Raw genomic sequence first — 12,138 nt, 5'->3', positions numbered from 1 at the left:
AGCGAATATATGAAACGAGGCTCTTTAAGCCACAGTAATCTGCCTCAAACAAGCGGCTAATTTACCACTTTTAGATGAGTGAACCAATGAAAAACACATTGAAATTGATTCATAACCTACTCATTTTTAGTTGTGAGCTGATATTTTCGGATGAGACCTCTTAGTTGATGATAGCTTAACCCGAGCAACTGGGCGGCATTTTTTTGATTATATTTGGCTTGTGTCAGTGCTTGCATAATGACGTGGCGCTCCTGTGTGTCTATCCACGCTCTGAAATTAAGCGGAAATACAATATCACTCGAGTGATGGGCTGCTTCAGTGGTTGGGGTGTTTTGCGCTGAATGAACATCCGTTTCATCCGGGACGTTGTTGTCTGACGATGGTTGCTGCCACTGGCGCTGAAATGGATCCAGCACTAAATCGTCAATGGGCTCATCGACTGAACGATGTTGGTAGACTGCACGCTCAACCACATTTTTTAATTCCCGGATGTTTCCGGGCCAGTGATAGTCCCGTAACTTGTCTCGAGCTTGCTGACTGAATCCCGGAAAGTAGGGGAGTTCGATTTCATGACACATCCGTATGGCATAGTGTTCGGCAAGCAGTAAAATATCTTCTGTTCTTGCTCGCAGCGGTGGCAGGTGAATAATATCAAAGGCCAACCTATCTAATAGATCTGCACGAAATTCGTTGCGTTCGGCCATGGATAATAAATCACCATTGGTCGCACAAATCAGGCGGACATCCGTTTTAAGCGTTTTTGAACCACCGACTCGTTCATATTCCCCATATTCAATCACCCGTAAAAGCTTCTCTTGGACATTGAGGGGGGCGGCTGCCAGTTCGTCAAGAAACAGACTCCCATGCTCTGCCCGTTCAAAGCGGCCTTGATGACGCCCTTTTGAACCGGTAAATGACCCCGCTTCATGGCCGAAGAGTTCGGAGTCGATGACTCCTTCGGCAAGCGCAGCACAATTGAGAGAAATCATCGGATGTTCCCATCGCCGAGACAAATAATGGATACGTTGGGCAATGAGTTCTTTACCGGTTCCCCGCTCTCCCAAAATCAAGACCGGCCGATTGATTTGAGCCAGGTGAGACGCTTTTTCCAGCACGGCCAGAAAATGAGGGGATTCACCAATCAGGTTAATTTCCATGATCTATTCCAATAAGCAAACAATGGTCAGATTAACCAAAAAGTGGTCATAAATACAAATTCTATAGATACAAATGACCACATAAATTATTAATACTTTGATTTTTATGGGTTTTTAAATATGGCACAAGTTTTGAATAGTCTAAACAGGCATATCGTATGAACAGACAATGTAAACAAGAGGAACATCATATGGGCATATTTTCCCGATTTGCAGATATTGTAAATTCTAATATCAGCGCATTACTTGATAAAGCAGAAGACCCTGAAAAAATGATTCGTCTGATTATTCAGGAGATGGAAGACACCTTGGTTGAGGTTCGCAGCCACTCTGCCAAAGTGCTGGCAGATAAAAAAGAGCTGCTGAGAAAAATAGAGTCACTCGAAAGTCAGATTGAAGAATGGACACAAAAAGCTTCTCTGGCGTTGACGAAAGGGCGAGAAGATTTGGCCCGCGCTGCACTTATTGAAAAGCAGAAATTGCAGGACATGGTAAAAGGTTTAAAAACAGAGTTTACGCTGGTTGAAGAGACCATTGATAAACTGGCAGATGAAATCACCAAGTTGGAAAGCAAAATTACCGAAACCAGAGCCAAGCAGAAGGCGATGATGATTCGGGCGCAGACAGCTGGAAAGCGTCGTGATGTTCAAAAGCATTTGCATCGCAACCGCACCGATGAAACGCTGGCAAAGTTTGATCAGTTTTCAAGACGTGTCGATGAGCTTGAAGCCGAAGCGGATATTTACGAGCAAACCGGGCAAGGGAAGTCGTTGGAGCAAGAGTTTGCTGATCTTCAGGCACAGGATGAAATTGACAGCGAGCTGGCGAAGTTGAAACAGGCGCTGAAAAAAAATGAGTCAGAATAAGGAATAACTATGTTAGTGATGCTCGTTTCTGTGCCGTTGATCGTCTTTATGGTGGTGGTGGCACCCTTGTGGCTCATTCTTCACTATCGAAGCAAAAAGCGTTCGGAGGGTGGTTTGAGTCAGGAAGACTATGAACAGTTGGCAGCTTTGTCGGCGAAAGCCGACTCTCTACAACAGCGTGTTCATACGTTAGAAACAATTCTGGATGATGAGACGCCAAACTGGAGGTCACATTATGAAGATGCATAAATCTTTGTATCGGGATCCTCGTCATGGCAAGATTTCAGGTGTGTGTGCCGGACTGGCCAATTACTTTGAGCTGGAAGTGTGGCTGGTCAGAATCATTGTGTTGTCAGCCACGTTGTTGGGTGGTGGATTTCTGGTCATTCTGGCTTATATTGCGCTCAGCCTGATGTTGGAAAAGCAACCGGAAGATTATGAGCAGACCGTTCAGATGCAGCGTGAGCATAAACTGAAAAGTCGGCCATGGAAGCAAGGTGCTTCAGCACATCAGCTACTCTATAACTTAACGCAGGAGCTTGATAAAGTTGAAGTGAAAGTCTGTCGGATGGAGGCTTACGTGACATCGGATGCATTCAAAGTGAATAAGGCATTTCGAGATTTATAAGTGGTTGTCAAAGGCAAGGTGACAGTGACAATCCGTACAGAGAGTCTCCGGTGTTGAATATTTTCAACCACCGGAGAGCGTTACCTCTACCTCTACCTCTACCTCGACGTGACATTTTTCCGACAGAGAGTGTCGGACAGAGAAAATATCAGGCAGGGAGACTGTCGAGTACTTCTTGATAACGTTGGAAACCCGCTTCCAGATCAGCAATTAAATCATCGGTATCTTCGAGGCCGATGTGAATGCGAATGAGCGTTCCGGTAAAGTTTGGATGAGCAACTGTTCGTAATGCATCGAAACTTTTCGGTTCATTGGCAAGGATGAGACTTTCAAACCCGCCCCATGAATACCCCATGCTGAAATGTTGCATATTATCGAGCAAAGCGGTCGTTGCACGCGGATGGCTGGTTTTCAGTACAAACGAGAATAAGCCGTTTCCGCCGGTAAAATCCCGTTGGAAATATGTATGTCCCGGACAAGTTTCCAGTGCCGGATGGCGTACATGATCAACTTCCGGACGTTCAGCCAGCCAGCGGGCAATTTTTAAACTGCTCTCAGCGTGTTGTTTGAGTCGGACATCCAGCGTCCGGATACCGCGCAAACCTAAATAGGCATCGTCAGGTGAAACACATTGCCCCATCAAATAGCTTTGCTCCCGTAGTTGATCCCAACACTTTTCATTGGCAACGGCGGTGCCCAGCATGACATCAGAATGACCGACAATATATTTCGTTGCAGCCTGTACCGAGATATCAACCCCGTGTTCGAAGGGGGAAAAATTCACCCCTGCGCCCCAAGTGTTATCCAGAATAACAATGATGTCATGTGCGTGAGCAATTCGGGACAGCGTCGGAATATCCTGAACTTCCATCGTGATTGAGCCGGGAGATTCGGTAAATAAAATCTTGGTATTGGGGCGAATCAGGGATTCAATTTCTGCGCCGATCAATGGATCGTAATAGGTGGTCTCAATCCCCATTTTCTTCATAATGATTTCGCAGAAATCTCGGGTCGGTTCGTAACAAGTGTCTACCATCAGGATGTGATCACCGGTCGAGACAAATGAGAGAATTGCATTGGCAATGGCAGCTGTACCGCAAGGATACAGCGCACATCCGGCACCGCCTTCGATATCGGTCATGGCTTCTTGAAACGCAAAATGCGTATTGGTGCCGCGGCGACCATAGAACAACGTTTTATTGGCCCGGTTGATCGTCGCATGATTTTTGGCTGCGACGGAATCGAAAATAATAGAAGAGGCTCGTTGTACTGGCGGATTTACCGCGCCTTGCGTCCATTCTTTATTGCGCCCGGTGGTCACAAACTTGGTTTTTTTTCCTTCTGACATGCAAAATCCTTTGAGGCGAATTCAATGATTGTTTATTTAAAACATGGGAGAGATGTGTATTTCAACCCTGAAAATAAAAAAAGTCATAATAATGGGTTGAAAAGGTAGAAAAGTCGTTCTAGAAGTCGGTTGTAATGGGGCCGATTTTGCCATTCCTCATCCGTCACGGGATAGGATTGCTGTATATATTCATCCTGTAATTGCGATAGCTTTTGAGTAAATTCAATATCATCAACAGCCAGCGTGACTTCAAAATTTAACCATAGGCTACGCATATCCATATTGACGGTACCGACCAGACAGAACTGCTGGTCGATGACAACGGATTTAGTGTGGAGCAGGCCCCCATAAAACTCATAGATGTCGATACCAATGTCCAGTAACTCACCGTAAAAAGAGCGAGAAGCCCACTTGACCATGGTTGAATCATTCTTATGGGGAATGATGAGATCAATGTGGATCCCCCGTTGTGCAGCGGTTTTCAGTGCAGAGAGCAGTTCAGAACTGGGCACGAAATAAGGGGTAGTGATTCTGATGGAGTGATTGGATTGGTGAATCGCGAGGATTAGCGCCTGAGAAATCAAGTATTCGGGCATTCCCGGCCCCGATGGTACGACCTGAATCGGATGGCGCGGTAAACCGTCATCGATGCGACACTGGGGAATTTGCGGAAACTCTCTGACGCCGGTTTCAAACTCCCAGTCCCAGCAATGAATCGCTGCCAGCACATTCACGGTCGGCCCGGTGAGGCGTACCATAATATCAATCCACTGACCAACACCGGAGTCCTGCTTGAAAAACGCGGGATCAACCAGATTCATTGAACCGGTATAAGCCACCATATCATCAATCACAATAATTTTTCGGTGTTGGCGGAGGTCAAGACGATGCAGAAAAATACGCCATGGGCGGACTTCTAGCGCCTGTACAATCTGGACGCCGGCATCGGTCATCATCTGGTACCAGTGACTTTTGATAAAGCGATGGCTCCCCGCAGAGTCGAGCAGTATTTTGACATTGACGCCTCTTTTCACCGCCTGAATGAGACTTGAGGCGACAGCATCAGCCAAGCCACCAACATGCCAAATATAAAAAACCATGCGGATAGAACGCTGTGCCTGCTCAATATCGGCAATAATTGAATTCAGAATTACCTTCGGGTCGCGCTGCAAAGCCAGTGTGTTTCCGCTGAGTGCCGGAATCCCCATGCGATGATTACAGAGTTCATCGATTTTATAGATGTGCGCGCCCATGTTCTCGGTAATGTGAGCCTGACAGTGATTCAGTTGGGTAAACCATTCTCCGAAAGAAGGCGACATCGCCTTGGCTCGTTCAGCCCTTTTTCTGCCCAGATTGAGTTCTCCGAATAGGAAATAACAGAAAACGCCAAGAATTGGCAGAATATAGATCACCATCAGCCAAGCCAGAGAGACACTGACCGCTCTTTTTTTAAAGACAATCCGAAATGTCACAAGCGCGACAAGTAACCAATAGATGCCAATGCTGACTAAAGTGAGGATGTGATAAATTTTATCCATATACGATTGTATATCTGCCTTATTTCTTCATTTCTTTTGGGATATTAAAGTGAAAGTGTCGTTTAGGGAAGCAAGATTCACCCACTCCCATCTATTGTTACAATTGATAGGAGTGAGGAGACTTGAGTTGATATTTTTATTTTCCCCGGTGGGGTTTAGCTTCTGAGTTTAAATTGTTGAATTAACCCGTTGAGCTGTTCGGATTGTTCGGTAAGCTCTTGAGCGGAGTGAGCACACTGTTCTGAATTTGTGGTATTTTGGTGTGTCACTTCATCAATCTGGTGGATGCCTAAATTGATCTGTTCCGCCCCTGTTGCCTGTTCCGTCGCTGCCTGAGCAATCTCATTCACTAACGTTGAGGCTTCACTAATACTCTGCACGATTTTGTCCAAGGCTGCTGCGGTTTGTTCAGAGAGCTGGATCCCGCGTTTCGTTCTTTGCGCCGAGGTTTCGATGAGTGATGCAGTTTGCTGTACAGCTTGCGCACTACGGGCAGCCAGTTGGCGTACTTCATCAGCGACGACCGCAAATCCACGTCCTTGTTCTCCGGCACGAGCAGCTTCGATTGCCGCATTCAGTGCCAGTAAGTTTGTCTGCTCAGCAATTCCTTCAATCGATTGAATGATATGGTTGATATCATTTCCTGACGATTCGATCTCTTGCATTGCATTTCTGAGTTCAGCCATCAGTTCATTACCATTCTCAGCAGATTGTAGCGATTGTAGCGAAAGGTTACTGGCTTGTTCTGCATGAGCTGAGCTTTCTTTGATTTGAGCTGCAATCTGAGCAATGGTGGCACTAATCTCCGTAACAGACGAAGATGAATTGGTCGCACCATTGGCTAAATCCTGACTCAGTCCGGCAATGGTATCGGCATTTTGAGTAATCACACCTGAGCGGTGACTGATTTGGCTGACCAATGTATTCAGATCATTGACCATCTGTGCCAAAGCATGACCGAGCTGATCTTGTTCAGATGCAAGTTCAACGGTGAGATTGAGGTCCCCACGGGAAATCTGCTCAGCGACTGAAACTTGCTTCTGTAAGCTGTCTGCCATGTTGTCCAGTGCATTGGATAATTGACCGACTTCATCGGCAGCATGATAATTCAGACGGCTGTGGAACTGACCGCTGGAGATCGACTGAGCCATATTGACTGCGGCCAAAATCGGGCGTGCTAAAGATCTGGCCATCAGGAACAAGGCACCAATTGCAAGCACTGTAATTCCCAGACCGATGATAATTTGCCAAGTCATATCTTTTTGATTGTTTTCGGCAAGTTCTTGGGACAGTTGATTCACATTTTCCAGCACCAGATCTTGATCGACGCGAATCAGAATAAACCAGGTGACTCCGCTATTGCCTAATGAAATCGGCACATATATTTCGATGAGGTTGTCTTGATCATCGATATTGGTTAACGGCTGTTTCTGCTTGATAACAGCCATGACTGTATCGCTCTCATCTCCGAATAAACTATCGATTGATTTGCCAATGAATTCTGGTTTTTTACTGTCTGCAATGACCAACCCTGAACCTGTCAGAATCGAGATTTGAGAATGACCATCATACAGTCTAGAAGAAATCTGCTCGCTGAGTTGTTGGACAAAATCGAGGTTGTAGTCGGTGCCTACAACACCTTTGAACTTACCATTGACAATCACAGGGGCTGATAAAGTTGCAAGCCAGACATTTTTACCTTGAACCACGTAAGGCAGGGGGGCAGTGACTGTTTCGCGCAATGTTTTTTCAGGAACCTGATACCAAGCACCTTTGATGACTCCATTCGGGTGAGCTGCGGTGGAGTCGTATTCGACTAATGGCTGAACTTCAATTTTACCGGACTGATCACGTGTCCAGTACGGGGTATAACGTCCGGTTTCTTCATTATTACCGTTCAGACTGTTCGCATTAAGAGAATCTTGGTTATCGAAAGCATTGGGGGCCCAGCAACTATATGAGCCATTGAGGTCCGGATTATTTTTAAGAACACCCAACAACATATCATTGAATGATTGTCGATTGAGTAACATGATCTGGTTAGATTCTTCATAGCTTTTCGATGCTGAAGCGGCTTCTGCTAATGTCCGAGCCGCGTTGAGACCTTTTTCAAGGCGTCGGCTAATCGATTGGGCATAGTCGGAGGCCGTGGCTTCTAGTTTTTGGATCGTAGTCGTTTTAACGATGGTCGATACTTGTTGAGCAACCAGTCGTTGCGTAGCTGAAGCGGAATAAACCCCATATCCGACTAAGATGCCAGAAGTAATAAATAAACAGATACCTGCTGTCAGCGCTATTTTGGTCTGAATCGATTTAAATGTCATAAAACTGCTTCCCTGAATTATTATCCTAATTTAACTCGTTACACGTCTACATTCTTTGTGAACCGATATAATTCAGACTTTTGCAGCACGAAATGGTCGATGAAAATTCACGCTTTAAGCCTCAATATCACACATAGATGAAGAGGAGTACTTCATTACATTGGATAAACATAGATAGTTAATATAGCCTGATTATTAAATCAATTGCATATGTTGCGTGATTACTAATCGATTATTGACCTAGCCAGCAGCCCTGATGGCACAAAACCTCAAGCCTTATCTAATCATAGATGAATGTTTTTATGATAGATAACTTTTCACTACTTATTCCGTGTGATTTATATCTGTTTTTTATGATATGAGCGCATCAGAAAGGGGAGGCGGCGAAATGGATAACGCGGTTCTGTTTAACAGGGAAGGTGCTTTGCAGGATACTCTTGTTGTGTTTCTGTTAAATTAAAGATAAATAGTCAAAGGGTTGGTTAAAAAAACGGCATATAATTCGATAAAATAGGATACTATCAATAAATAAAACCGTTTGGCCTTCCAATTTTAAGGACAAACTGTTTTACTTGCCACACTTTGAGAATCAGTAGAAATTCCATTAAGTGTATATTTTATTTTACACTCACCTGATTCCATTCAGTGTAAACACAATATTGGCATAAAAATTGGTATAAAAAATATGGCAAGTAATACAAGAGGTCATTTTTCTTCGAAACTTGGCTTTATTATGGCTGCTGCCGGTTCTGCGGTCGGTTTGGGCAATGTCTGGGGATTTCCCACTAAAGCAGCAAGTAACGGGGGCGCTGCTTTTTTGGTGATCTATCTTGTGATGGTCTTTTTGCTGGCATTCCCGATGCTCGTAGCTGAATTGACTATCGGACGACATGGGCAGGCAAATCCTATTTCCTCCTTAAAATCGATCTGGACCAAAAATCGTGCACTTGCCGGTGGCTTTGGACTGATAGCGATTGTGACAGCGTCATTTATCCTGAGCTTCTATTCAATTCTTGCGGGTTGGTTAGTCAGCTATGCAATTGCTCCGATAATTGATTTGGCTGGTTTCCATCAACTCTCAAGCTGGTTCGTGGATTTCAGCGTCTCACGTAATCTAATCTTTACAGTTATTTTCTCTCTTTTAACGATTTTGGTGGTGCTGCGAGGCGTCGCGGATGGCATTGAGCACTGGTCAACACGACTGATGCCGCTGCTATTTATTCTGTTTGCAGTGATGATTCTATATATCTTCACCCAAGACGGTGCGATGGAAGGGTTGAAAATGTATTTAGTGCCGGATCTATCTCAGCTCCACGGCGGATTGTTTGTGGATGCGATGGGACAGGCATTTTTCTCCTTGTCGCTGGGATGCGGCTCAATGATGGTTTACGGCTCATATCTGAAAAAAGATGTCAATCTTCCCAAGATTGCAGCACAAGTCGCATCGATTGATACTGGTGTCGCTTTCTCTGCCGGACTGCTGATTTTACCGGCGATGTATGTCGCGAAACACAACGGCGTTGATATTTTCACTGAAAGCGGGGCGCTGAAAAGCTCCGGTGATTTAGTCTTTAAAGTGTTGCCAGCCATGTTTGAGACCATGGGGAATATCGGGGTGTTACTCGGATTAGGTTTTTTTGTGTTGATGGTCATTGCGGCACTGACATCTTCGATTTCGATGCTTGAGGTTCCGGTGTCTTGTGCTCAGGATGAGCTTGGATGGAACCGCGCTAAAGCGACGTGGCTGATTGGTGGTTTGATCCTGTTGATTAGCATTGTGATCTGCCTCAATTTTGGTCAGCTTTTTGGTCTGGTTGCTGATGTGACGACTGTTTATATGCAGCCGTTGCTTGGAGTAGCCTGGGCGATTCTGGTTGGATGGATTTGGCATCGCAACAAACTGCTCAATGAGATTAAGCAGGGTTATCCGGGGATCGAACAAGGCTTTTTTTGGAAGATTTGGCCATGGTATGTTCGTTTTGTTTGCCCGATCGCGATCATCATGGTATTTGCTTACCCATTGATCTAACCACTCTGTTCTGATTTTCCGCTAAAACACCTTCCTCCGGGAAGGTGTTTTTATGACTGTCGGTTTTGTTTCTTGCGCTTTCCCTCTATACTCCATCGCCTGACGTGGAGGATACCGTGTTTCGTATATTATTTGTTCATTCAGGCTTTGTGTTAATCCACAAATATCCCGGGGTTTCGGTGCATAAAGACGATGGGGACACCATGCTCGTACATGAAGTCAGTCTTCAACTGGGTGGTGGACCGCTTTATCTGGTACACCGGCTGGACAAGATGACATCCGGGCTGTTGTTATTGGCCCGCTCTGCTGACGCTGCCCGAGAATTATCGACCTGTTTTGCCGAGCGGATGGTTGAGAAATATTATCTGGCGATTGGAAGTAAAAAGCCGAAAAAGAAGCAGGGAGTGATCGGTGGTGACATGGTTCGTTCTCGTCGTTCCGGATGGATGCTGACGACTGCGCAGACCAATCCGGCAATTACTCAGTTTTTTTCGACCGCAGGTGAACATGGGGAGCGCCTGTTTATTTGTCGCCCCCTGACGGGGAAAACCCACCAAATCCGAGTTGCATTGAAGTCGATTGGTTCTGCGATTGTCGGGGATCCCATTTATCACAACAGCCATAATGCTGATCGTGGATATTTACATGCTTATGCCCTGGCATTTCCGTATGCCGGAGAGTGGCATCGGTTTATCTGTGATCCGAGACATGATGATGCCATGGGTGAGAAGTGGCGGGAACCTGCAATTGTCCGCGGTATAGAGACGTGGTCTGAACCGTGGTTACTCGATTGGCCTAAAATTAAACAAAAGTCTTGAATTTATGATGGATAGCAATCAATTAACAGCTTTTTTTCAACACCTTGAGCAACAGCTCGAACCTGAATTACTTGAAATCAGACGTTTATTTCATGGCCGGGGACGATGCTGGCCGGGGCTGGAGCAACTGACGGCAGACTGGTTGGCACAGCAACTGGTGGTGAGCCTTTTTAAAACGCCGGATGAACATTTTATCCGTTTGTTACGCCAAGGGTTACACGAGCTGACACAACAAGAATGTTGGCAGCAATGCGGTGGAAAAAGTATTGTGCTCCAGCATCGCTATGCCCAAGGTGCGCCTGTTGAAGTGCTGTGGGGAACGCTGACATCGCATCCGGTTGCAATCGAAGATGGCTTAAAATATCAACTGGATATCGGACGCAATCAGAACTGTGGTCTGTTCCTCGATATGCGTTACGGGCGGCGCTGGGTGAGAGAACAGGCTGCAGGTAAGAGAGTTTTGAATCTCTTCGCTTATACCTGTGGCTTTTCTGTGGCTGCGGTGGCTGGTGGTGCCACTCAGGTTGTGAATCTGGATATGGCAAAATCTTCACTGGCGAAAGGACGAGACAATCACCTTCTTAATCAACATGATATCAGTTCCGTCTATTTTCTTGCCCATGACTTATTGAAATCATGGGGAAAAATTAAAAAGTATGGCCCGTATGATTTAATCGTCATTGATCCACCGACCTTTCAAAAAGGTAGTTTCGCCCTGACAAAAGACTATCGGAAAATTTTAAGGCGTTTGAATGATTGGCTGGCGGAAGAAGGGCAGGTGCTCGCTTGTGTTAATGCACCGATGGTTCCAAGTGATTTCCTGATTCAGAGTATGTGTGAAGAAGCACCGACGCTGACCCTAAGCCATCGTTTAGAGAATCCGCCTGAATTTGCTGATGTCGATCCTGAGTCAGGCTTGAAGGCGCTGGTATTCCATTAAGCAGAATACGCCCGGTGGGATTGCCACCGGGAACGCGCAATTACTTGTTTTGAGCTTGAAAAACAAGAGTATGTTTTTCACCTTTCAGGGTTAGTTTGTCTTTATCAATGTCGATGCGATTCCATTCGGAGAGCGTTGAGATAATGGTGTTATTGAGTGCCATTTCGTTTTTCAGGCATAATTTCATCGTTGAGTTCAAATGGGTGATTCTGAACTCATGTGAATCCACATCGATTTCGACTTCTCCCACATAATCATTACAACCTGCCAGTCCGGTTGCCGTCATTTTTTCATCAACATGCAGTGATGGTGCTTTTTTCCCTTTCGGGCGTTCCAAAGCTTTACCATCCAATTCAACCAAATGCCACTGAGGGGTTTGCAGTTCAGACAACTGAATTGGCTTATCTTTACTCGCGCATCCTGCCAAGCCAGCCAAGAAAGCTGTGAATGTTACTGTTGTGACGATAGCCTTTGAACTAAGCTTCATATA

At 45.5% G+C, this 12,138-nt stretch carries 11 protein-coding genes; 6 read left to right on the top strand and 5 right to left on the bottom strand.

Annotated elements, in window-relative coordinates; all coding sequences use genetic code 11:
* Positions 1-116: 116 nt before the first annotated feature.
* Complete coding sequence (pspF, locus tag AC55NX_RS10130; protein WP_496995618.1) at positions 117-1,157, bottom strand: phage shock protein operon transcriptional activator; 1,041 nt, start codon at positions 1,155-1,157, stop codon at positions 117-119.
* 191 nt (positions 1,158-1,348) lie between these two features.
* On the opposite strand from pspF, the gene pspA reads away from it, so the two are divergent.
* From pspA to pspC, 3 genes are read left to right on the top strand one after another with little or no spacing between them, the layout of a single operon-like run.
* The gene (gene pspA, locus AC55NX_RS10125) at positions 1,349-2,023 is read left to right on the top strand and encodes a phage shock protein PspA (protein WP_496995696.1); all 675 of its coding nucleotides are present in this window, start codon (positions 1,349-1,351) and stop codon (positions 2,021-2,023) included.
* A gap of 9 nt (positions 2,024-2,032) precedes the next feature.
* A complete protein-coding gene (gene pspB / locus AC55NX_RS10120) occupies positions 2,033-2,272 on the top strand; it encodes an envelope stress response membrane protein PspB (protein WP_059120668.1) in 240 nt (79 codons plus the stop codon).
* A complete protein-coding gene (gene pspC, locus AC55NX_RS10115) occupies positions 2,232-2,651 on the top strand; it encodes an envelope stress response membrane protein PspC (protein WP_443083471.1) in 420 nt (139 codons plus the stop codon). Before pspB ends, pspC begins: the two co-directional genes overlap by 41 nt.
* 148 nt (positions 2,652-2,799) lie before the next feature.
* On the opposite strand, the gene AC55NX_RS10110 is transcribed toward pspC, so the two are convergent.
* The 3 genes from AC55NX_RS10110 to AC55NX_RS10100 form a co-directional block, all read right to left on the bottom strand.
* Positions 2,800-3,999 carry a cystathionine beta-lyase gene (locus AC55NX_RS10110; protein ID WP_496995617.1) on the bottom strand — a complete coding sequence of 400 codons (1,200 nt, stop codon included), beginning with the start codon at positions 3,997-3,999 and terminating at the stop codon, positions 2,800-2,802.
* Between the two features lie 83 nt (positions 4,000-4,082).
* Positions 4,083-5,537 (bottom strand): cardiolipin synthase, encoded by a 1,455-nt coding sequence (gene cls, locus AC55NX_RS10105; RefSeq protein WP_496995616.1) that lies wholly within the window; start codon positions 5,535-5,537, stop codon positions 4,083-4,085.
* A gap of 155 nt (positions 5,538-5,692) precedes the next feature.
* A complete protein-coding gene (locus AC55NX_RS10100) occupies positions 5,693-7,861 on the bottom strand; it encodes a methyl-accepting chemotaxis protein (protein ID WP_496995615.1) in 2,169 nt (722 codons plus the stop codon).
* Between the two features lie 685 nt (positions 7,862-8,546).
* Between AC55NX_RS10100 and AC55NX_RS10095 the strand changes: the two genes are divergently transcribed.
* From AC55NX_RS10095 to AC55NX_RS10085, 3 genes are all read left to right on the top strand, one after another.
* Positions 8,547-9,890, top strand: coding sequence for a sodium-dependent transporter (locus AC55NX_RS10095; protein WP_496995614.1), 1,344 nt, complete (start codon positions 8,547-8,549; stop codon positions 9,888-9,890).
* Positions 9,891-10,006: 116 nt separating this feature from the next.
* Positions 10,007-10,708 carry a TIGR01621 family pseudouridine synthase gene (locus AC55NX_RS10090; protein ID WP_496995613.1) on the top strand — a complete coding sequence of 234 codons (702 nt, stop codon included), beginning with the start codon at positions 10,007-10,009 and terminating at the stop codon, positions 10,706-10,708.
* A gap of 7 nt (positions 10,709-10,715) precedes the next feature.
* Positions 10,716-11,648, top strand: a complete 933-nt coding sequence (locus tag AC55NX_RS10085; protein WP_496995695.1) for a class I SAM-dependent methyltransferase — start codon at positions 10,716-10,718, stop codon at positions 11,646-11,648.
* A gap of 40 nt (positions 11,649-11,688) precedes the next feature.
* Here the strand turns inward: AC55NX_RS10085 and AC55NX_RS10080 are convergent, their stop codons facing one another.
* Complete coding sequence (locus AC55NX_RS10080; RefSeq protein ID WP_059120675.1) at positions 11,689-12,135, bottom strand: META domain-containing protein; 447 nt, start codon at positions 12,133-12,135, stop codon at positions 11,689-11,691.
* Between the last annotated feature and the right edge of the window lie 3 nt (positions 12,136-12,138).

The organism is Vibrio rubrogenes, from assembly GCF_059641415.1.
The sequence above is the reverse complement of the archived record's forward strand: the minus strand, read 5'-3'. Positions and strand labels throughout refer to the sequence as shown.